This is a genomic window from Virgisporangium aurantiacum (assembly GCF_016863635.1).
Taxonomy (GTDB): domain Bacteria; phylum Actinomycetota; class Actinomycetes; order Mycobacteriales; family Micromonosporaceae; genus Virgisporangium; species Virgisporangium aurantiacum.
On sequence record NZ_BOPG01000049.1, the window covers coordinates 15,635 to 37,748 of the forward strand.

The window sequence follows — 22,114 nt, forward strand, 5'->3', positions numbered from 1 at the left end:
CGAGAGCCCGGCGCTGCCCCTGCGTCGACACGAAGCGAGGACCTGTGACTGCACCTGCCGCCGCGGCCGCTCAAGGCCGCCCCGGAGCAGATGATCCCATCGGCGTAGCAGTAATCGGCGCCGGCTACTGGGGCCCGAATCTGGTCCGGAACTTCCAGGGTTCGCCGTCGTTCCACCTGCGCACGCTGTGTGACCTGGACCTCGGCCGCGCCCAGCGGCTGCTCGGCCGGTACTCCACCGTGCAGGCCACCGACGACTTCGCCACGGTGCTGGCCGACCCGGAGATCCGCGCGGTGGCGCTCGCCACCCCGGCCGGCACGCACGCACCGCTCGCCACCGCCGCGCTCCGCGCAGGGAAGCACGTGCTGGTGGAGAAGCCCCTCGCCGCGACGGTCGAGGAAGGCAAGGCGCTGATCGCGGAGGCCGACGCACGCGGCCTCACGCTCATGTGCGACCACACCTACTGCTACACGCCGGCGGTGACCCGCATCCGCGAGATGCTGCACGCCGGCGACCTCGGCGACGTCCACTACATCGACTCGGTGCGCATCAACCTCGGGCTGGTGCAGAAGGACATCGACGTCATGTGGGACCTGGCGCCGCACGATCTGTCCATTCTGGACTCGATCCTGCCGTCCGGCGTCCACCCGGTCGCCGTGAGCGCGCACGGTGCCGACCCGATCGGCGCCGGCCGGTCCTGCGTCGCGTACCTCACGCTGCAACTCAACACCGGCGCGATCGCACACGTGCACGTCAACTGGCTGTCGCCGGTGAAGGTGCGCACCACGATGGTCAGCGGGTCGAAGCGCACGCTCGTGTGGGACGACATGAACCCGTCGCAGCGCATCGCGGTCTACGACCGCGGCGTCGACGTGGCGACCCCGGAGGAACTGGCCACCGAGGAGCGGCGCGACATCCTGGTGTCGTACCGGTCCGGCGACATGGTGGCGCCGGCGCTGGCCGAGCGCGAGGCGCTGCGCACGATGGTCGACGAGTTCGAGCGGGCGATCCGCACCGGCACCCCGGCGCTCACCGACGGCCGCTCGGGGCTGCGCGTCCTGGAGATCCTCCAGGCCGCGTCGGAGAGTTTGGCGAACGGCGGAGCGACCGTCGCGCTCGAATCGGGAGAGCAAAAGTGACGGCCGTACCTGTCAAGGGCGCAAAGGCATTGGTGACCGGTGGAGCCGGCACGATCGGCTCACACGTGGTCGATCTCCTCGTCGAGGGTGGCGCCACCGAGGTCGTCGTGCTCGACAACCTGGTGCGCGGTCGACTGTCCAATTTGGACGGTGCGCTCCGGAGCGACGCGGTGCGCCTCGTCGAGGGCGACATCCGCGACGCCGGGCTGGTCAAGGAGCTCACCGGCGGCAAGGACCTCGTGTTCCACCTCGCCGCGATCCGCATCACCCAGTGCGCCGAGGATCCCCGGCTGGCCAACGAGGTGCTCGTCGACGGCACGTTCAACGTGGTCGAGGCGGCGGCCGAGGCCGGTGTGAAGAAGGTGATCGCGTCGTCGTCGGCGTCGGTGTACGGGTTGGCCGAGCAGTTCCCGACCACGGAACGGCACCACCCGTACAACAACGACACCTTCTACGGCGCCGCCAAGGCGTTCAACGAGGGGACGCTGCGCAGCTTCCACGCGATGAAGGGCCTCGACTACGTGGCCCTGCGGTACTTCAACGTGTACGGGCCCCGGATGGACATCCACGGCCTGTACACCGAGGTGCTAATCCGCTGGATGGAGCGCATCGAGGCCGGCACGCCGCCGCTGATCCTCGGCGACGGCACGCAGACGATGGACTTCGTGCACGTCGCCGACATCGCCAAGGCGAACATCCTCGCCGCGACGGCGCCGGTGACCGACGACGTGTTCAACATCGCGTCGGCGGTCGAGACCAGCCTCAACGACCTGGCCTTCGCGCTGCTGAAGGTCATGAAGAGCGACCTCACGCCGGAGTACGGCCCGGCCCGCTCGGTCAACTCGGTGACCCGCCGGCTCGCCGACGTGGCGCACGCCCGTGAGAACCTGGGCTGGAAGGCGGAACTCGACCTGCACCAGGGCCTCGAAGGGCTGGTCGAGTGGTGGCGGGCGAACAAGGCCGAGGTGCGTGCCGGATGACGGTTGAGGCAGTGCGCAAGATCGCGGTGATGATCCCGCTGCTCGGCGAGGAGGAGGCGCAGGCCGCCGCCGACGCGGTGCGCTCCGGCTGGGTGGCGCAGGGTCCGCGCGTCGCGCAGTTCGAGGAGACGTTCGCGGCCCGCGTCGGCGCCGCGCACGGCGTCGCCGTGAGCTCCTGCACCACGGGCCTGCACCTGGCCATGCTCGCGGTCGGCGTGGGCCCGGGCGACGAGGTGATCGTCCCCTCGCTGTCGTTCATCGCGACCGCGAACGCGGTGCGGTACGTCGGTGCGACGCCGGTGTTCGCCGACGTCGAACTGGCCACCGGCAACGTCACCGTCGAGACGCTCGACGCGGTGCGCACCTCGCGCACCCGCGCGGTGATCGCGGTGCACCAGGGCGGCGTGCCGCTCGACCTGGTGCCGCTGCGGGCCGCCGCCGCGGAGTGGGGCGTGGCGCTGGTGGAGGACGCCGCCTGCGCCGCCGGGTCCACTGTGGACGGTAAGCCGGTCGGTGCCGGCGCGCTCATCGCGGCCTGGTCGTTCCACCCGCGCAAGCTGGTGACGACCGGCGAGGGCGGCATGGTCACCGTCGACAACCCCGAGTGGGCGACGCGCCTGAAGCGCCTGCGCGAGCACGGCATGAACGTCTCCGCGGCCGACCGCCACAAGAGCGCCCAGCCGATTCTCGAGGCGTACCTGGAGACCGGCTACAACTACCGGATGACCGACATCCAGGCCGCGATCGGCCTGGTGCAACTCGGCCGGCTCGACGGGATCATCGCCCAGCGGCGGGACCTGGCGGCCCGGTACCACGAGCTGCTGGCCGACGTGCCGGGCGCGGTGCCGGTGCGCGATCCGGCCCACGGCACCACGAATTACCAGTCGTTCTGGGTGCTGTTGGAGCCGGAGTTCGGCGCCTCGCGCGACGAGGCGCTGGCCGCGCTCGCGGCGGCCGGGGTGTCGGCGCGGCGCGGCATCATGGCGGCGCACCTGGAGCCGGCGTACGAGGGTCATGCTTACAAGGACCTGACGAACACCGAGCGGCTCACCCGCGACTCGCTCATCCTGCCGCTGCACCACGCGGTGACGGAGGACGACCAGCGGTACATCGTCGACATCCTGCGGGGCCTGGGGCGTGCGTGACCTCCTGATCGCCGGCGCCGGCGGGCTCGCGCGGGAGACCGCCTCCGCCGTCGCGGCGATCAACGCCGTCAGTCCACAGTGGACGCTGCGCGGGTTCCTCGACGACGACCCCGCGCTGCACGGCACGACGGTGTCGGGCGTGCCGGTGATCGGTCCGCTCGACGCGGTTGCCGACCATCCCGACGCGGCGCTCGTGGTGTGCATCGCGAACCCGCGCAACCCCGGTGTGCGCGGGCTCGTGACCCGGCGGCTCGGGCTGCCCGCCGACCGGTACGCGACGATCGTGCACCCGTCGGCCTCGGTCGGCACCGGGTGCTCGGTCGGCCCCGGCACCGTGATCCTGGCCCAGACGGTCCTCACCGCCGACGTGCGCGTGGGTGCGCACGTCGCGGTGATGCCTCAGGTGGTGCTCACCCATGACGATGAGGTCGGAGACTTCGTCACGATCGCGTCCGGGGTGCGGGTGTCCGGCGGCGTCATGGTCGGTGCGGCAGCATACCTGGGCACCGGTGCGCTGATCCGCGAGTCGCTGCGGATCGGTGCCCGGTCGATCGTCGGCATGGGCTCGGTGCTGCTGCGAGACGTGCCCGCCGGCGAGGTCTGGGCCGGCAACCCGGCCCGGCTCATCCGGTTCGTGAACGGTGTGAAGAACAGCAACGACTTGCAAGGGAGTTCCCGGTCGTGAGCAATATTCCGTTGGTCGACCTCCAGGCGGCGCACGCCGAAGTGGCCGACGACGTGGCCGTCGGTTTCAAGCGGGTGCTCGCCAACACCGCGTTCATCGGTGGCGAGGAGGTCGCCGGGTTCGAGCGCGAGTACGCCGAGTTCGCCGGCGTCGAGCACTGCGTCGGGCTGGCCAACGGCACCGACGCGCTGGAACTGGCGCTCCGCGCGGTCGGCGTGGGCCCCGGCGACGAGGCGATCCTGCCGGCCAACACGTTCATCGCGACCGCCGAGGCGGTGGCCCGGGTCGGCGCCCGCGTCGTGCTGGTCGACTGCGACCCGTCCACCTATCTCATCGACACCGGCGCCGCGCTGGCCGCGATCACCCCGCGCACGAAGGCGATCCTGCCGGTGCACCTGTACGGTCAGCACGCGCCGGTCGAGGCGCTGCTGCCGGCCGGTGTGCCGATCGTCGAGGACGCCGCGCAGAGCCAGGGCGCGACCCGCAACGGCGCGCTGTTCCACGGAACCATCGCGGCCACGAGCTTCTACCCCGGCAAGAACCTCGGCGCGTACGGCGACGCGGGTGCGGTCGTCACGAACGACGCCGGCCTGGCGAAGACGGTGCGCACGCTCTCGCAGCACGGCGGGCTGAAGAAGTACGAGCACGAGCTGATCGGCGTCAACAGCCGGCTCGACGCGCTGCAGGCCGTGGTGCTGCGGGCGAAGCTGCCGCGGCTGGCGCGGTGGAACTCGTTGCGCCGCGCGGCCGCGAAGCGCTACGACGAGCTGCTGTCCACTGTGGACGTCCTGCGCCCGGTCGCCGCCGAGGGCAACGAACCCGTGTGGCACCTCTACGTGGTCCGCGTTCCCGCCGACCGCCGCGACGCGATCGTCGCCGAACTGAACGCGGCCGGCGTCGGCGCGGGCATCCACTACCCGTTCCCGGTGCACCTCACGCCGGCGTTCGCCGGACTGGGCCAGCGCAGCGGGGCGTTCCCGCACGCGGAGAAGGCGGCCGGCGAGATCCTGTCGCTGCCGATCTACCCGCAGATCACGCCGGAACAGCAGGAGCGCGTGGTTTCGACGCTCATTACGGCACTGGGGTAGCCGCGGCGTGTACATCTCGGTCCGGGAGCCGGAGGTCGAGGGCAGCGGTACGCCCGTCGACCGGATGAAGCGCAGGGTGGCGACGACCGTCATCCTGCTCGGTGTCGTCAGCCTGCTCACCGACGTGTCGTCCGAGATGGTCAACGCGGTGCTCCCGCTGTACCTGACCGCCGAGATCGGCATCGGCCTGTTCGCGTACGGGTTCGTCGACGGCGTGTACCAGGGGGTCAGCGCGTTCGTCCGGATCCTCGGCGGGTACGCCGGCGACCGTGCGCAGCGGCCGAAGTGGGTCGCGGTGTTCGGGTACGGGATCTCGGCGGTCAGCCGGATCGCGATGCTGTGGACGGGCTCGTTGGCGGCGGTCACCGCGGTGGTCACCGCCGACCGGCTGGGCAAGGGCGTGCGTACGGCGCCGCGCGACGCGATGATCGCCGACGCGTCGGAGCCGTCGAACCTCGGCCGCTCCTTCGGCGTCCACCGTGCTCTTGACACGTTCGGCGCCGCCGCCGGGCCGATGGCGGCGTTCGCGTTGCTGTGGGCCGTGCCGCGCGGTTACGACGTCATCTTCGTGGTGTCGTTCGCGGTGGCGCTGGTCGGCGTCGCGGTGCTGCTGCTGTTCGTGCCGAACCGCAAGGTCGGCGGCGGCAAGAGCGCGATGCCGCTCAAGGCGCTGTTCCGCGCGATCGCCGGGCCGTCGCTGCGCCGGCCGCTGCTCGCCGCCGGGCTGCTCGGCCTGCTGACCGTCGGCGACGGCTTCCTGTACCTGTCGCTGCAACGGCGGGACGACTTCGCGGCCACCCTGTTCCCGCTGCTGTACGTCGGCACGAACCTGGCCTACCTGGCGCTGGCGATCCCGTTCGGGCGGCTGGCCGACCGGATCGGCCGGGGGAAGGTGTTCATCGGCGGGCACGTGCTGCTGCTGGTGGCGTACCTGTTCGCGGCCGCGCCGATCGGTGGCTGGGCGTGGACGATCACGAGCCTGGTGCTGCTGGGCGCGTTCTACGCGGCGTCCGACGGTGTACTGGCGGCGCTTGTAAGCCGGCTGGTGCCGTCCGAGTTCCGGGGCACCGGGATCGCGTCGGCGCAGACGGTGGTGGCGGTGTCGCGGTTCGCGTCCTCGTTGCTGTTCGGCGCGCTCTGGGTGAGCCTGGGTCGGCAGCCGGCGCTGCTGGTGGTGGCCGGCGCGCTCGCGGTGGCGATCCCGGCGGCCGGGTGGCTGCTCCGGGGGGTGGAGAAGTGACGTCGATGCGTACCCGGCTGCTGGTGTTCGCCGCCGTGGTCGTCGTCGCGATCGGCGGCACCGTGGCCTACGTGCTCCACGCCCGGCAGAAGCAGGTCGACGCCGCGTCCCGGCCGCCGGCGGTGCCGGTCGGCGGCGACCCGGCCGCCGTGTCGACGGGGCCGCACCTGGTGTTCCGGAGCACCTCGACGGGCGAGGGCTACGGCCAGGTCGCGGTGGTGCCGCTCGACAACCCGAACGGGCCGCGCGCGTTCACCGACGCCTCGTGCGAGCGGGTGTACGCGACGCGGGGCTCGGCGATCTGCCTCGTCGCCAAGCGCGGGCTCGCCACCACGTACGAGGTGAAGATCTACGGTCCGGAGTGGACGGTCGAGTCCGACACGCCGTTGGCCGGCCTGCCGAGCCGGGCCCGGCTCTCCCGTGACGGCTCGCTCACCGCGACCACCACGTTCGTGTACGGCGACTCGTACACGTCGCCCGGCCAGTTCTCTACCCGCACGACGGTGAGCCGCGTCGACGGGACCGGCCAGCCGTACGACCTGGAGACGTTCCAGCTCGTCATCGACGGCAAGGCGAGCAACCCGGTCGACCGCAACATGTGGGGAGTGACGTTCGTCGACGACGACACGTTCTACGCGACCGCCGCGTCCGGCACGAAGACCTGGCTGGTCAAGGGGTCGCTGTCGGGCAAGAGGCTGGAGACGGTCCGGGGCGACGTCGAGTGCCCGTCGCTGTCGCCCGACGGCACCCGGGTCGCGTTCAAGAAGCGCGGCGACCTGCCCAACGGGCACTGGCGGCTGAGCGTCCTCGATCTGCGCACCGGTGTCGTCACCGAGACCGCCGAAACGAAGAACATCGACGACCAGGCCGAGTGGCTCGACAACGACACGGTCATCTACGGGATGGGCCGGCAGGCCGACGGAACGGCGTCCAGCGACATCTGGGCGGTGCCGGCCAACGGCACCGGCGCGCCCCGGCTGCTCGTGTCGGACGCATGGTCGCCGGCGGTGGTCCGATGACGCAGACCCGACTCCCCTCGCTCACCGGGTTGCGGTGGATCGCCGCGTTCATGGTGTTCGGATTCCACATCAGCGTCGTGGGTCTGGTCGACACCGGTTCCGCCGGAGCGGTGCTGCGCCGGGTGTTCGGTCAGGGTGCCGTCGGTGTGTCGTTCTTCTTCATCCTCAGCGGATTCGTGCTGGCCTGGTCGGCGCGCGCGGGCGACACACCGCGTCGGTTCTGGCAGCGCCGGTTCGCGAAGATCTACCCGAACCACTTCGTGACGTGGGTGCCGGCTCTCGCCGTCGCCATCCTCGCGGGCACCACGATCACCGCTCCCATCGTGTTCACCAACCTGTTCCTGGTGCACGCGTGGGTTCCGGACATCGACGTGTTCTACGGGATGAACAGCGTCAGCTGGTCGCTGGCGTGCGAGGCGTTCTTCTACCTGATGTTCCCGGTGGTGTTCGCCGGTCTGCGACGGTTGCCGGAGCGGGCGCTGTGGCCGTCGACGGTCGCCACGATGGCGGTCATCTGGCTCATTCCGGTGGCGGTGCGGGTTCTTCCCGAAGACCTGCACTACTGGGCGATCTGGGTGTTCCCGGTGTCGCGCCTGCCGGAGTTCGTGCTCGGCATCCTGCTGGCGCGGGTGGTGCGCGCGGGCCGGTGGCCCAACGTCGGCACCGCGCCGTTCGTGGTGCTCGCGGTCGCCGCCTACATCGCGTCGGCGTGGCTCCCGTTCGGGTTCCGCATCGTGGCCGGCACCGCGATCCCGCTGGCGTTGCTCATCGCCGCCGTCGCGGTCGCCGACGTGCAGGAGCGGCCGTTCCCGTTGCGGACCCGGTGGGCGGTCTGGCTGGGCGAGGTGTCGTACGCGTTCTACCTGCTGCACCTGCTCGGGCTGCGGTTGGTGGCGCGGGTGTTCGGTGCCGACCACCCGGTCGTGGTCGAGGTCGGGCTCGTGCTGGTGACGCTCGGGGCCGCCGTGTTCGGCAGCTGGCTGCTGTACATCTGGGTCGAGCGTCCCGCAATGCGCATCTTCGGTCCGCGAAGGCGGTCCGATGCGCCGACGCCTCAACCGGTTCCGGCGGACCCGATCGTCCCGGTACGCGCGGGCACCCGGAGTGGGACTACACAGTGACGGGTCTTGTGCGGTGGGTGCGCGGTCATCTCATACCGGTGGGTCTCGGCGCCCTCGCGGTGCTCGTACTGGGCTCGGCCGCCGTCGCCTACTCCCAGGTGGGTGACTCGAAGGGCCGGTCGGCCGGCCTTGACGGCAACGCGGCGGCCGAGGCGTCGGGTCAGGCGATCGACGGTGGGCCGTCGGCCTCCGGGTCGGCGTCGGCGAGTGCTTCCGCGTCCGCATCGGCGTCGGCGTCCGCCGGGCCGAAGTCACAGGCGCAGGGCGGCTGGCCGAACGCGAGCAACACCGGCGTGCCGGCGGGCACGAAACTCTCCGCCTACAGCGGGCCGTGCACGATCCGCACCGACAACACCGTCGTCGACGCCAAGACCATCAACTGCGACACCTTCGAGATCCAGGCGCGCAACGTCACCATCCGCAAGAGCAAAATCAACGGCATCGTGGTGACGTCGGAACGCACGAACTACTCGTTCACGTTGGACCAGGTCGAGGTCGACTCGGGGCTGGTGGAGCGCGCCGCGGTCGGCAGTACCAACATGACGATCCTGCGCTCGAACATCAGCGGCGGCCGCACGACGGTCGCGTGCTCCTTCAACTGCACGGTGCGCGACTCGTACCTGCACGGCCAGCGGCTGCCCGACGGCTCCGACTGGCACGTCGGCGCGTTCCTGGCCAACGACGCCGGGCCGAACGGGCGCACCGAGGTCACGCTCGTACACAACACGATCATTTGTGACGCCAAGGAGACGAGCAACGGCGGCGGCTGCTCGGGCGACATCAACCTGTTCCCCGACTTCGGCCCGGTCTCGTATGTCACCGTGGACGGGAACCTGCTCGGCGCGAACACCGACATCTCGTACTGCGTGTACGGCGGCACGTCCACGTCGAAGCCGTACAACAGCGGGGTCCAGCACATCGTCTTCACCAACAACGTCATCCAGCGCGGGTCGAACAAGAAGTGCGGGTTCTACGGTCCGGTGACGAGCTTCAACCCGAGCCTTCCCGGCAACCGGTGGGAGAACAACCGGTGGGACGACGGCTCGGCCGTCCAGTCGGCGAATTGAGGCACGCGTGAGGTCATTCCTGGCGGTCGCGGTCGCACCCACCGCTCCCGACGAGCTGCGCCGGCCGGTCGCCGCGGCCACGGCATGCCTCGCCGACAACGCGGAGGTTTCCACCCACGCCGACGGCTGGATCGCCTACAGCGGACCGGATCCGGGCGACGTGGTACCCGCGTCGGGCGCGGTCACGATGCGGCTGGGGCGGATGCTGCGCACGCGCGGCGGCGACGTCTCCACGTCCGCGCTGCCGAAACTACTGGACGACTCCAGCCGCCTGGTCGACCTGCTCCCGCCGTTCGCGGCGGCGCACCGGCCCGTCGACGGCCCGGTCACGGTCGCCGTCGACTGGTTGGGGTTCCACCAGTTGTACTGGTGGCAGGGCGACGGTGTCGCCGCGGTGTCCAGCAGCGCGCGGGCGCTGGCCGTGCTCGCGGGCGGCGGCTTCGACCCGGTCGGGCTCGGGGTGCAGGCGCTGATCGGCTGGCAGGTCTCCGACACCACCGTCTTCCGCGGCGTCCGGACCGTTCCGCCGGCCACCATCGCGACCCTCGACGCCGGCACGATCAGCCTGCGCCGTTACGCCGAGCCGCCCACCCGGCCGTCGTCACCGCCCACAGTGGACAGTGCGGCCGACGAGATGGCCGCGCTGTTGCGCGAGTGGCAGACCGGTTACCTGGTCGACCACCCCGACGCCATGCTGCAGCTCACCGGCGGCCACGACAGCCGCATCCTGCTGGCCGCCATCCCGCGCGACCGCCGCGCCGGCGTGGGCGCGCTGACCCTCGGCGACCCCTCCAGCCCCGACGTCGTCATCGCGGCCCGGCTCGCGGCCCGCGACGGCCTGCGGCACCAGGTGTACCGCCTCGACCAGCAGCAGCCGCCCACGCCCGAGGAGGCGCACACGCTCGCGCTCGTCGCGGCCCGGGCCCTGGAGTGCCAGGCCAGCCCGCTGGCCCTGGCCCCGCTGATGCTGGCGGAGGCGAACCTGCCGCAGGGACACCGGTTGGCCGGCCTCGGCGGCGAGGTGGCGCGCGGGTTCTACTACGCGGGGCAGCCGGGGGGCGCCTCGACCTCGCCGGCTCTCGTGGAGCGGCTGGCCCGCTGGCGGCTGTTCAGCAACGAGGCGGTGGAGGCCGGCGTGCTGGCGCCGTCGTTCGTGGCCGAGGCCCGAACCTCCACGCTCGCAACGCTCTCCGGCCTCTTCCCGGCCGGCGACTGGCTCCACGCCACCGACGACTTCTACCTGTTCCACCGCATGCACCGGTGGGCGGGCGGGCACGGAACCGTCGCGGCCGTGCGACGCTTCTACGTCAACCCGATGTTCGACCGGCGCTTCGTCGAACTGGCGCTGGCCGTCGACCCCGCCGACAAGCGCGACTCGCTGCTGCTGGGTCGCATCATGACCCGCCTCGACCCGGAACTGGCGCGCATCCCGTTGGACTCGGGCCTGCGCCCGTCACAATTGGCGAGCCGGTCGTTCAGCACGCGGCTCGCGGTAACGGCGCAGACCGGCCGCAAGGCGGTCCGCAAGGTGGGCCAACGCCTGACCCGCGGCCGCCGTGCCCAACTGGGTGCCGCGGAGTTCGGCAACCTGGTGCTGGCCCACTGGCGCGCCGAACCCAAGGCCGCGCAACCCCTCTACGACGTCGACCTCATCCGCCCCGACTGGCTCGACGGCCTGCTGCAGGGCACCCACGACGCCCAGCCGACGACGCTCGCGTTCCTGCTGAACGTGCTGGCCGCAACGGATCGCTGACCCTCCTGCTCGCGGCCCGGTCCATCGATTCGGCTACCCGTAGACCTCGTGTTCGATGGTTTCGCGGGTGACGCGCTTCGCCTCGTCCCAGGGGGTCTGGCGGACGTTTGCCGCCACCTCGCTCGGTGTGGGGCCGTTGCCCGACACGATCTCGCTCAGGGCGTCGGCCATGGCGCCGGCCGTGGGGGAGACCCAGCGGACGTACGGGTTGTCCATGCTGGCCTTCGCGTAGTCGTTCTCGCCGACCACGGGGATCACGCCGCACGCGAGCATCTCGTCGGGCACCAGGGAGAGGTTGGTGAACGACATCGCGATGCCGCCGGCGACCCTGTTGTACAACGCTGCCAGCTCGGCCGGGCGCAACGTGCCGTGGTTGGTGACGGGGAACGGGAACGTGGCGGTGGCGTCGCCGAAGACGTGGATCGGTTGGTCGGGGTGGCGCCGGTGGAACTCCCGCAAGGCAAGCAGACCGAGGATGAACCCGCGGCGGGCGAAGTCGCGCTTGGCGTAGAAGACCACGCCGCGGCGCTGTGACGGGTTGGTCAGGTGGTAGAGGTCGGTGTCGACGCCGAAGTCGGCGACGGCCGCCTCGATGCCGAACCGGTCGCGCAGCAGGTCGCGGAGCATCGGTCCGACGGTGATGGGGCGGAAGCCGAACCGGTACGTGTCCTCGGCCAGGGCGGAGTGGGAGCCGGCCGGGTAGAAGAGCGGCTCGAAGTCCTGGATGAAGTAGAGCCGGCGGGTGGGCACGTCGGGGTACGACGCCAGCACGTGTGCGCTCTCCCAGCCGGTCGCCACGTAGGCGTCGAGCGGGGCGAGGCCGTCGTACACGGAGCGGACCTCGGCCTTCATGTTCGGCCAGTGGGAGCGCAGGATGCGCTCGTGGCGGGCCATGTCGCCGTGGTAGACGTCGTGCAGGTACAGCACGCACCGGTGGCCGGCGGCCTCCATGCCCTCGACCATGCGGAACAGCGTGGTGTGCCCGCCCGATCCACCGGCCGGCGGCGTGGTGATCCAGCCGACGGTCAAGGGCGTGCCGCGGGACGGCCGGGCCGCCGGGGCCGCCAGGTTCAGGCCGTTCGAGTCGGTGAGGTGGTCGAGGTCGAGCTTCGCCTCGAGGTCCTTGGCACCGATCCGGTGGTACGCGATGCGCACCGCCCGCTGGGCGACCCCGCGCACGCCGGAGCTACGCAGGATCCGGATCGCTTCGCGGCCGCGCCGCGGGTTGAATTTGGCTTCCATCAGATGCTCAGGATCCCCAGGCGTCGGGCCAGGCGCAGGGCCCGGTCGAAGACGAACAGGCCGGCCGCGAACGTCACGGCGCAGAACACGATCAGGATGACGATCGACCACCCGGCCGACAGGTTGGTGGCGGGCGGGTCGGCCATCAGCAACTGGCGCTCGGCGTTGATGACGTACGAGTGCGGCACCAGGTAGCTGAGCCAGCGCACGTACGGGGGCAGCACCTCGATCGGGAACAGCGCGCCACCGAGCACACCGGCGGCCAGCCCGTACAGCGCCACCACCGGCTCGCCGCGCTTGAACAGCACGATGAACGCCGCCGCGAACGAACCGAGCGCGTTGCAGGCCAGGATGCCGAGGAACAGCACCACCAGCGCCAGCGGGATCGCCGACGCCTCGATCGGCGCACCGAGCGTGACGCCGATGCCCACCATCACGCACGCGAGCACCGCACCGGTGAAGCTGCGCCAGATGTTCATCGCCACCGGGATCAGCGCCCACGGCACCGGCTCGACCAGGTAGGTCTCCAGCGTGCCCCGCTCCATCGCGAAGTTGAGCCGGCTGGTGAGGCCGGTCAACGCGTCCTGCAGGCCGGCGATCACGGCCGTCCCGATGATCATCATCAGGAACACCTGGTCGCTCATTGCCAGGAACGTGCTCTGGAAGTAGTACAGGAAGACCGGGAACGCCACGGCCACGTACCGCATCAGCGTGGTCGCCGGGAACATCCGCTCTTCGACCAGGTCGATGCGGATGTAGCCCTCCAGCGTGTCGAGCACCTTGCGGGCCCGGCCGCGCTTTCGGACGACAGACGGATAGGCCAAGCTCATGCGATCGCTCCGCTTCGCTCCGCGATGCTTTCGCGGGCACTGAGTTGATGGTTCGCTCGCGAACGCTCGCTCACGTGCTGTCTCCCCGCTTGTAGACCTCGGCGATCAGATCGCGCAACGGCATCGGCGTCTCGCGCACGTGGCGCACCAACGGGGTCAGCGGGCCGAGCTTCGTGAGCACGGAGCCGACGCCCTCGCTCGGGCGGCAGCGCACGTTCACGCCGTCGACCGTCACCGAGACGCCCTGGCCGTGCAGCAGTTCAGCCACCTGGTTGGCGGTCTGCGGGTCGTCGAGCCCGAACTCGAGTTCCGGCCGCTCCCACTCGCGGCGCAGGCTCTCGAGGTCGCCGGAGTACTTCACCCGGCCCCGGTCGAGCAGCAGGGCGTTGGACTGCAACGCCTCGATCTCCTCCAGCCGGTGCGAGGAGATGAGCACCGCGAGCCGCTCCTGCTTGACCAGGTCCATGATGAGCGTCAGCAGGCCGTGCGCGGCGATCGGGTCGACGGCACCGGTGGGCTCGTCGAGGATCAGGGCACGGGGACCGGGCAGCAGCGCGCGGGCCAGCCGCAGGCGCGCCCGCATGCCGGCCGACAGGCCGGCGACCACCGACTCGGTCTGCGCGCCGAGGTTCACCATCTCCAGCACGTGCGGGATGCGCTCGGCGAGCTGGGTGCGCGGCATGCCCTGCAGCCGGCCGTGCAACTGCAGGTTCTCCTTCGCGGTGGCCCGCATGAGGAGGCTGCGGTCTTCCGACGGCATCCAGCCGACGACCTGACGCACCTGCTCGGAGTCGCGGTCGACGTCGAGCCCGAGCACGTGGCCCGCGCCCCCGGTGGACGTGGTGAGCCCGACGAGGATGCGGAACATCGTGGTCTTGCCCGCGCCGTTGGGGCCGACGATCGCGCAGATCTCGCCGGCGCGCACCGTGAGGTCGACGCCGTCGAGGGCGCGCACCGTCTCCTGCAGGTGGGTGCGGGCGAAGATCCGCATCCAACCGGGGGTGGGCTCGTAGATCTTGCTCAACCCGCGGAGGACGATGATCTCGTCGGGGTTCATCAACGCCACGCTCCGAACGCTCCGTCGACACCGGTGCGCTTCCACCGGCGGTACCGCAGGTGGTTGGCGGCCCGGTCGCGGAAGCCGGTGACCCCGCCGGGCAGCAGCGGACCCTTGCCGCGCTCGGCGCGGGCGGAGAGCCGGTCGTAGACCTGACGCAGCCGGCTGCCGCGCGACTGCGGCCAGATCTCCTCGGCGAACGCCACCAACCCGGCGAGCGACTCGGCCGTCTCGGCGTCGGGCCGGCCCTGCTGGTAGGCCTGCCGGGCGACGACGAGCGCCTCGCGGGCCACCCCACGACGGGCCGCGGCGTGCAGCCTCGGCACGTTGGCGATGCGGTCGCCGTCTTCTTCGAAGAGCACCTCGAACGCCTTGTAGCGTTCCGTGAGGTCGCGGAGCGCGCCCCCGAACTGGGCCTTGTGCATGTTCTCCCCGTGGACCCGGTAGTACGCGAGGTCGACGCCGTTGACCCGGCCGATCGATCCCCGGCTGGCCGCCCGCATCCACATGAGGAAGTCGGCGGCGTGCGGCAGGCGCGCGTCGTAACCGACGAGGTCCTGCATGGTCTTGTTGCGCATGATCGCTTCGGGCGTGTAGATCGGATTGCTGACGCTGGTGCACATCATGTCGAGCCACTCCTGGCCCGACCAGATCGACCACGACCGCGGCTCGGTGCGTGGCGGCGGCGGCACGTCGACGAACGAGCGGGTGAACCCGTAGACCAGGCCGACGTCGGGCTGCGCCTGCATGAGCGCGGTGGCGTTGGCCAGCGCCCGCGGCGCGAGGAGGTCGTCGGCCGAGAGCAGCAGCACGTACTCGCCGGTGGCGGCCGCCAGGCCCTCGTTGTAGGTGGTGATGTGCCGCTGGTTGGTCTCGTGGACGATCACCCGCACCCGCCGGTCGTCAGCGGCGAGCCGGTGCGCGACCTCCGCGCTGTCGTCGGGCGAGGCGTCGTCGATGATGAGGACGTCGACGTCGACGCCCTCCTGGCTCAGCACGCTTCCCACGCAACTCGGCAGGAAGTGGCCGTACCGGTAGCACGGGATCACCACCGACACGGTCGGCGGCGCGGGTAACGGTTGCGGTGCGGTCTTGATCAACGGTGCCCTCCCCAGATTCAACCCGCGAGACACGGCGCGCCGGTCGTGAAGCTCGACCGGCGCGCCGTTGTGGTTCTCTTTGCGCGTTGCGGCGCGTCCGAGTTTAGTTGCCCGGAACGAACACCACGTCCACCCAATAGTTGTGATTAGACGACGCAGTCGGCCATACGGTCGAACCGTACGAATACACCGCGCCGCCCGCCGGAACACTCAACGGTCCACGGCTGTACGGGCTGGCGAATCCGTTCAATGTCAACGCATAGTGACCGGTGTTCGTGTGGTAGGAGACGGTGTATGTGGCACCTACGGTCACGGTGACCGGGGTGTCGAACAGCACCGTCTGCCAGCCACTCGCCGTTTCCGTCACGTACGTCGCGGTGGCGATCTGCAGGCCCGTCGGGCCCCACAACGTCGCGGTATGGGTTCCGGTGTTACCGGCACCCTTCCAGAACCGCACACCGCGGATCTGGCCGGCCGTATTCGAGGCGAACTTCACGCCAACTTCGAGCGACGACGAGTCGTCCCAGGACGCCGAGCCCGGTGTGGCCGCCGGGTCCATCAGGAACACCGAGCCGGCCGGCGGCTGGTCGGGCTGCGGCGGCTGCGGGATCGAGGCCGGGATGAACAGCGGGTCGACCCAGTAGTTCGTCGAACCGTAGCTGTCCGTCGGGAACGTGTCGGTCCCGTACTTGAACACACCGTTCGACCCGTTGAACGCGGTCATGGTCGCGTCGCTGTTGGTCCACTGGGTGGCGTAGAAGTTCGACGTCACCGCGTAGTTCCCCAGCGGTGCCCAGTACGCCGCGATGTACGTGGTGCCCGCGGTGACGTTGATCGGCGCCGAGAACTGCGCGCTGCGCCAGCCGGTTCCGTCGTTCGACGGGAACGTCACCTTCGCCAGCTGCTGCTGGGTCGCGGCGTTGTACAGCGTTCCGGTGTGCGTGCCCGTGTTGCCGGGACCCTGGTAGTACCGGATGCCGACGAGCTGACCGTTGACGGTCGGCGTGAACTTCACGCCCAGCGTCACCCCGCTGTTGTCACCCGACGAGGCCTGTGCCGGCGTCGCGTTGGTGGCGAACAGCGTCGAGAACGTCGTGTACGGGGTCGTGGTGAACGACCACACCTTGGGTGCCGCGAGCGGCGTCCCGCCGGTGTCCGACGCGTTCACCGTCGCCGTGTACTGCTTGCCGGCGCCCAGCGCCGTCGCCGGGGTGAACGTCACCGTCCGGGTCGGGTCGTCGTAGGTGATCGCACCGGCGACCGCGACGTTGGCGCTGTCCTTCAGCGTGAACGTGATCGACGCCGGGTTGACCGACTTGGAGAACGTCGCCGTCGGAGCCACCGCCAGGTCGACGCCGGTCTGGCCGGCCTCCGGCGAGTTGACCAGCACCGTCGGCGCCGAGCCGGTACCGCCGTCGACGAAGTTCACGTCGACGTAGTAGTTGGTGTCGGTCGGCGAGGTCTCCACCGGGAAGCCGTTGCCGGTCCGGTAGACGCCGTTGCCGTTGTTCCCCGGCCCGCGCGGTGCGGTGAGCGGACCCGACTTCCAGTCGAGGCTGCTGAAGAACCGGTCGTCGGCCGAGTACCGGCCGACCGGCGCGAAGTAGGACGCGACGTAGGTGTTGCCGGCCAGCACCTGCACCGGGCTGCTGAACGTCAGCGTCTGCCAGCCGGAGGCGGTCTCGTTCGAGAACGTGCCGGTACGCAACTGCTGGCCGCCGGCGGTCCACAGCGTGCCGACGTGGGTGCCGGTGTTGCCGGTGCCCTTGTAGAACCGGATGCCGGTGATGTTGCCGCTGTTCTGCGGCGTGAACTTCACGCCCAGCGTCACCGAGCCACCGTCGTCGGCGGCCGGCACCTTCGGGGTGCGGTCGCCGAAGAGCGAGCCCGGGCCGCTCAGCGGGTAGGAGCGGCTGGCGATGACGGTGCCGATGTTGGCGCTGTCGTCGATCGCGCGCACCCGCACGGTCATCGTGCCGGCGCCCGACGCGATGAACGTGTACGACCACGACGACGTTCCGCTGGTGGCCGGGTGCCAGGTGGCGCCGTCGGTCGACACCTCGATGCCGGCGACCCGGCCGCCGGTGTCGGTGGCGGTGCCGGTGAGGGTCACCTGCGAGCCGTTGACGATCGTGGTGCCGGCGGCCGGCGTCGAGATGACCGCCGTCGGCGCGACGACGTCGGTCGTCTTGGTCGGCATGACCATGCCGGACATCAGCGTGGTCGGGAACGAGTCGAGGTCGGCCAGGATGTTCAGCGTGGCCTGCTGCATCCGCGGGTCGGCCGGCGACTGGGTGCCGTCGTGCTCGGAGTCGAGACCCCAGGCCCACTGGATGGTGCCGGCGCTGAAGACGCGGGCACCGCTCGCCGCCCTGTACATCGTCATGTTGTGCGTGGTGGTGCCGGGCGCGACGTGCAGGCCGAAGTCCTGCAGGTACTCGGGGCTCGCCCCGGTGGTGGTCGACAGGCGGATCAGGCCGGCCGGCCGGAACCCGTTGTCGACGTCCTCATTGGACTCGTAGCCGACCGTGTGCGGCGCGAGCGTCGCGACCTGGCCGGTGCCGAGCGTCGCCACCGTGGTGTTGCGCCAGAACCGGTTCTTGCCCTGCTCGGCCGGTACCTGCATGGCGAGGTCGGTGTTGTTCGACATGTACATGGTGCCGGTGAGGGCGTTCTCCGGCCGGTTGCCGTTCTTCGGCGGGGTGAACCGCGGATCGCGCCAGGTACCGGTCCACTCCGGCGACGGGTCGATCGTGTCGGCGGCCCAGGTCTCCTTGTAGCAGACCAGCGTGCGGTACGCGGTGTTCGAGCCGTCGGTGCTGTTCTCGTACCGGGTCTTCCAGTACACCTCGTTGCCGCTGAAGAACGCGAGGTTCGTGCCGGCGTCGCGGGCGGCCTCGACGTTCGCGCGCTGCTGGCCGGACCAGTACTCGTCGTGCCCCACCGACAGGAACGTCTTGTGGTTCTTGATGAGGTTGCCGCGCCGGTCCGAGTCGATGTCGGTGGTGTAGCTGATGTCGTACCCGTTGCGCTCCAGGAACCGGATCATCGGGTACTCGTTGCTGAACACCCAGTCACGGCCGTTGCCGACGTTGCGGGTGGCGTAGGGCCGGTTGTAGCTGACCTTCAGGGCCCGGCCCTGCGGGCCGCCCCAGTAGAAGTTCGAGCCGCCGTAGTCGTTGTACGCCTGCCAGGTGGCGTCGGAGGTCTTGAAGAACACCGGCGAGGTGCTGGCGTCGTTGCGCACGACGAACGGCGTGTGGCTGGCCTCGTTGTTGTCGATGCGGGTGAGCTTGGCGATGTAGACGCCCGAGACCTGATTCGCCGGCACGGCCCACGTGGCCGACACGCGCCAGGTGCCGCAGTCGTAGATCTCGGTGACCGCGTTCGTCACGCACGCGGGCTGGTTGAGGGCCAGGCTCGTCTGCGGGGTGAACGAGGTGATCAGCCGCGCGCCGTTGCCCTGGTAGTAGCCGAGCCGGTAGATGTCGACGCGGTAGGCGGTCGTCGCGCTGATCTTGAAGCTGACGGTTCCGCCGGCGTTCACGCTGACGTCGGTGGTGAAGCCCTGGATGCTGTCGTCGCCGGCGCCCCAGAGGTCGTCCCACTCCGCCGGTGACGTGCCGGCCTTGGAGTTCTCGCACGTGATGGCGTTGATGCTGCACGGGTCGTCGGCCGCCACGGCGGGCTGGCTGGCGACAACACCGGCGAGCAGCGCCAGACCGGTGGCCGTGATGCCCGCGAGCCAGCGGGTCGGGCGCCGTCGGGCGTGCTTCGGGGTCCATTCGGAGCGGTGCCTACGCACGCTCCCTTGTAAGCCGTCGCCCACTTACAGCCCCATTCTCCGGTTCGGAAAAAAGAAGGTGAGACCCGTTCAAAGAAAGAGTCCCGGGCGACGCTAGTGCTCCCTTAAGTCCGTCACAAGCGTTCATTAAATCCGGACGTCAAGGTCGGTCGGTCGGGCCTGATCGACAAACGGATGAGGGGTGGTCGGCGGGCCAGCGAAAGTAATACCGACCGTTTCCGGCTGCGTGCGGAACGCAGTCGGAAATCGGTCACTCGGCGAACCAGCGGACACTGGAAGTTCGGATGGCCCGGGCCGGATGTGTGAATCGCCACACGGCACCGGAAATGCCGCAACAGAGGGCCAACGTGAACGAGAACGTCGTGAACGCGAGCGAGTCGAACGTCGCCGACACCAGCATCGAGATGACGATGGTGGAGATGAGCGCCGCGCACAGATGCTTGTCCTCCGGCCGCTCGGCCCGTTTCAGCGCGATCCAGGCGAGCGTCAGCGACACCAGGTGCAGCGCGGCGAACGCCGCCACTCCGATGATGCCCATGGTCACCAACTGCAGCAGCCACTGGTTGTCGAGAATCAGATAAAGGTCGGGAATCAGTGTTCCCGGGCCGCGGCCGAGCCACGGTCGTTGCGCGAAGTAATGCCCGACAATCGTGTAATCGTCGGTACGTCCGGAAATGCTCGGGTCCTCGTCGAACGATGTGAACATCGACTTGATTGTTCCGAGCAGGCCGGGTTTGAGTACCGAAAACGCACCGATCACGGCGATTCCGACCAGCATCACGTTGTACCGCGTGCGCCAGTTCCAGGCCGCGATGAACATCACGACGACCGCCGTGATGAGCGCGATGACCCCGGTGCGCGAAATGGCGATCGGGATCGCCGCCGTCATCAGCACCGCGATCACCGCCGCCGCGGCGCGCGCGCGTTTCGAGGGCGCGAACCGCGCGAAATGGATGGCGAACGGCACCGCCATCGCCATCACGGTGGCGAACTCGATGTAGTGGGTGGCGGTGCCCGCCACGCGGAAGAGGCCGGAGTCACCACGGTTCTGGAAGTCGGCGATCTCACCGTGGATCGCGGTTCCCGGCAACCAGATGTACGCCGCGATGTTGACCTTGCTGATCAGCTGGATGAAGGCGACGACCGCCATGAACCCGCCGCCCCAGATGTACACCCGCAGCACGCCGTTGAGCCGCTGCCAGTTCGGGATGCCGTCGGCGGCCATCAGCACCACACCGAGGAACTCCACCGTGAGGATCAGGGTGAAGTTCTGGGCGTTCGACTCCATGATCGGCAGCCCGCGCAGGGTGCCACCGAGGTAGGACAGCAACGTGGCCAGCAGGTAGAACAGCACCACCCAGCGCATCGGCTGCGGCCCCAGCATGACCAGCCGGCGGTTCAGCCGGGCCAGCAGCCACCAGCACCACAGCGCGAACGCCACCAGCAGCGCCGGCCGGCCGGCGTAGGTCAACTCGGGAACGATGAGCTGCGCCGGTAGCGCGTACAGCAGGAAGACCATCAGGCTGAGGAGCCCGGCGGCGTCGATGCGCGTCAGCCGACGCCTGGTGCCGTACGTGCGTTCATCGAGAAGCGTTGGCTCCAGGTCGACCGGGTGCAGCGCGGTCGAGGTCAATGCCCACCGTTCCGGTCGTCCGACCCACGCGACCACTGGCTACGGGGAATCGGCAGGATGATCGTCGCCTCGGCGCCGCTGACCACCTGCGGCCGGCCGTTGGAGCCGTTGTTGTCGTCGGGCTCGCTGCTCCGGCGTCCCGCGCCGTTCTCGATCCGGACCGACGACCGCCCGGAGCCGCGCGCCGCGGCGCGACCGGCCGCGGGCCCAGCTGCCGGCACCGCCGACTTCGTTTCGCCGTTGGCCGCCGCCCGGGTGCTCGGGATGCGCCCGATCACCTGGGTCTCCTCGCTCGACCCCGACGCCTGAACGCCGGTGGGGCGGCTGCCCACGAAGCGTGGCTGGATCACCGGGTTGGCGGCGGTCTCCGGCTCGTCGTCGCCGGGCTCGTCGTCGCCGGACGTGCGGCGGCGGCTCCGCAGCCAGCGGAGGAAGACGTCGATGCCGATCGTGCCGGCCGTGGTGAGCAGCAGGCCGACGCCGATGGTGACCACCAGCACCCGCTTGACCTTCGAGGTGACGATCTCCACGTCGGCGCCGTCGGTGAGCGTCTTGGTGGTGATGGTGTCCTGCGGCATGACGCCGTAGCTCGCCTGCTGCGCGGCGACCTGCTCGCTGATCTGCTTGATCACCTCGCGCACGGTGGCGGTCGCCTGCGTCGGCGACTTGCCGACGGCCTCGATGATGAAGATCGGCGAGCGCTGGTCCATCGTCACCGTGATGCTGTCGCTGAGGCCCGCCTCGACGAAGCCCTCCAGCGTCTTCTGGTCCATCACCTGCAGGATCGTCGCCTGGCCGAGCGCGTTGAAGCCGAGGTCGAGCCACGGGTTCTTGGGCCGGCTGGGAATGGCCTTGTTCTGCGCCTTCAACTCGGCGTCGGCCGGGTCGCCCGGCGCCGGGATCATCACCACGTTGCCGGTGGCCCGGTAGTCGGGCTTGACCGAGCTGGAGACCAGGATCGCGACGATCGCCGACACCAGGAGGATCGGAAGAGCGAAATACCAACGCCGGAACAGGAGTCGGGTGAGGTCCCACAGATCCATGGCGTTCCTTTTAACTTCGATCACGACCCCGGAGAGGCAACCGGGACGGCCTGAGGTGATTTGCCCGGCAAGTATCCGCATCCGTGGCGAGCATCCGCAAGGTTAGCCCTCGGGCGCTACGCCCGGTGCGACGGCTCTGGGCTGGTACTTGTCGGTTGGAGCGCCAC

The 22,114-nt window shown here is 70.0% G+C and carries 17 protein-coding genes; 10 read left to right on the forward strand and 7 right to left on the reverse strand.

All coding sequences use genetic code 11. The annotated features are described in order from the left end of the window. Positions 1 to 44: 44 nt before the first annotated feature. From Vau01_RS36715 to Vau01_RS36760, 10 genes are read left to right on the forward strand one after another with little or no spacing between them, the layout of a single operon-like run. Positions 45 to 1,139, forward strand: coding sequence for a Gfo/Idh/MocA family protein (locus Vau01_RS36715; protein WP_239152153.1), 1,095 nt, complete (start codon positions 45 to 47; stop codon positions 1,137 to 1,139). Further along, positions 1,136 to 2,119 (forward strand): NAD-dependent epimerase/dehydratase family protein, encoded by a 984-nt coding sequence (locus Vau01_RS36720; protein WP_204003133.1) that lies wholly within the window; start codon positions 1,136 to 1,138, stop codon positions 2,117 to 2,119. The genes Vau01_RS36715 and Vau01_RS36720 overlap by 4 nt, the downstream gene beginning before the upstream one ends. Continuing rightward, the gene (locus tag Vau01_RS36725; RefSeq protein ID WP_239152154.1) at positions 2,116 to 3,264 is read left to right on the forward strand and encodes a DegT/DnrJ/EryC1/StrS family aminotransferase; all 1,149 of its coding nucleotides are present in this window, start codon (positions 2,116 to 2,118) and stop codon (positions 3,262 to 3,264) included. The genes Vau01_RS36720 and Vau01_RS36725 overlap by 4 nt, the downstream gene beginning before the upstream one ends. Continuing rightward, positions 3,257 to 3,949, forward strand: coding sequence for an acetyltransferase (locus Vau01_RS36730; RefSeq protein ID WP_204003135.1), 693 nt, complete (start codon positions 3,257 to 3,259; stop codon positions 3,947 to 3,949). The genes Vau01_RS36725 and Vau01_RS36730 overlap by 8 nt, the downstream gene beginning before the upstream one ends. Next, positions 3,946 to 5,037 (forward strand): DegT/DnrJ/EryC1/StrS family aminotransferase, encoded by a 1,092-nt coding sequence (locus Vau01_RS36735; RefSeq protein ID WP_239152155.1) that lies wholly within the window; start codon positions 3,946 to 3,948, stop codon positions 5,035 to 5,037. The genes Vau01_RS36730 and Vau01_RS36735 overlap by 4 nt, the downstream gene beginning before the upstream one ends. A gap of 7 nt (positions 5,038 to 5,044) precedes the next feature. After that, complete coding sequence (locus Vau01_RS36740; RefSeq protein WP_239152156.1) at positions 5,045 to 6,277, forward strand: MFS transporter; 1,233 nt, start codon at positions 5,045 to 5,047, stop codon at positions 6,275 to 6,277. Beyond that, positions 6,274 to 7,296 carry a TolB-like translocation protein gene (locus Vau01_RS36745; RefSeq protein WP_204003137.1) on the forward strand — a complete coding sequence of 341 codons (1,023 nt, stop codon included), beginning with the start codon at positions 6,274 to 6,276 and terminating at the stop codon, positions 7,294 to 7,296. Before Vau01_RS36740 ends, Vau01_RS36745 begins: the two co-directional genes overlap by 4 nt. Beyond that, positions 7,293 to 8,417: an acyltransferase family protein gene (locus Vau01_RS36750; protein ID WP_204003139.1), complete on the forward strand. Its 1,125-nt coding sequence runs from the start codon at positions 7,293 to 7,295 to the stop codon at positions 8,415 to 8,417. The genes Vau01_RS36745 and Vau01_RS36750 overlap by 4 nt, the downstream gene beginning before the upstream one ends. Beyond that, positions 8,414 to 9,484, forward strand: a complete 1,071-nt coding sequence (locus Vau01_RS36755) for a hypothetical protein (protein ID WP_204003141.1) — start codon at positions 8,414 to 8,416, stop codon at positions 9,482 to 9,484. The genes Vau01_RS36750 and Vau01_RS36755 overlap by 4 nt, the downstream gene beginning before the upstream one ends. A 7-nt stretch (positions 9,485 to 9,491) precedes the next feature. Further along, positions 9,492 to 11,237, forward strand: coding sequence for a hypothetical protein (locus Vau01_RS36760; RefSeq protein WP_204003143.1), 1,746 nt, complete (start codon positions 9,492 to 9,494; stop codon positions 11,235 to 11,237). A 33-nt stretch (positions 11,238 to 11,270) separates the two neighbouring features. Here the strand turns inward: Vau01_RS36760 and Vau01_RS36765 are convergent, their stop codons facing one another. The 7 genes from Vau01_RS36765 to Vau01_RS36795 all read right to left on the reverse strand — a co-directional run bounded on the left by Vau01_RS36765 (position 11,271) and on the right by Vau01_RS36795 (position 22,028). Continuing rightward, on the reverse strand, positions 11,271 to 12,479 hold the full coding sequence (locus Vau01_RS36765; RefSeq protein WP_204003145.1) for a rhamnosyltransferase WsaF family glycosyltransferase: 1,209 nt from the start codon (positions 12,477 to 12,479) through the stop codon (positions 11,271 to 11,273). Then, a complete protein-coding gene (locus tag Vau01_RS36770) occupies positions 12,479 to 13,309 on the reverse strand; it encodes an ABC transporter permease (RefSeq protein ID WP_204003148.1) in 831 nt (276 codons plus the stop codon). Before Vau01_RS36770 ends, Vau01_RS36765 begins: the two co-directional genes overlap by 1 nt. Positions 13,310 to 13,379: 70 nt before the next feature. Then, on the reverse strand, positions 13,380 to 14,366 hold the full coding sequence (locus tag Vau01_RS36775; protein ID WP_239152172.1) for an ABC transporter ATP-binding protein: 987 nt from the start codon (positions 14,364 to 14,366) through the stop codon (positions 13,380 to 13,382). Continuing rightward, on the reverse strand, positions 14,366 to 15,466 hold the full coding sequence (locus Vau01_RS36780) for a glycosyltransferase family 2 protein (protein WP_204003154.1): 1,101 nt from the start codon (positions 15,464 to 15,466) through the stop codon (positions 14,366 to 14,368). Before Vau01_RS36780 ends, Vau01_RS36775 begins: the two co-directional genes overlap by 1 nt. 103 nt (positions 15,467 to 15,569) lie before the next feature. Then, a complete protein-coding gene (locus Vau01_RS36785) occupies positions 15,570 to 19,271 on the reverse strand; it encodes a DUF4082 domain-containing protein (protein WP_204003155.1) in 3,702 nt (1,233 codons plus the stop codon). Between the two features lie 250 nt (positions 19,272 to 19,521). After that, positions 19,522 to 20,904, reverse strand: coding sequence for an O-antigen ligase family protein (locus Vau01_RS36790; protein ID WP_204003156.1), 1,383 nt, complete (start codon positions 20,902 to 20,904; stop codon positions 19,522 to 19,524). After that, positions 20,901 to 22,028, reverse strand: coding sequence for a YveK family protein (locus Vau01_RS36795; protein ID WP_204003157.1), 1,128 nt, complete (start codon positions 22,026 to 22,028; stop codon positions 20,901 to 20,903). The genes Vau01_RS36790 and Vau01_RS36795 overlap by 4 nt, the downstream gene beginning before the upstream one ends. Positions 22,029 to 22,114: the final 86 nt, after the last annotated feature.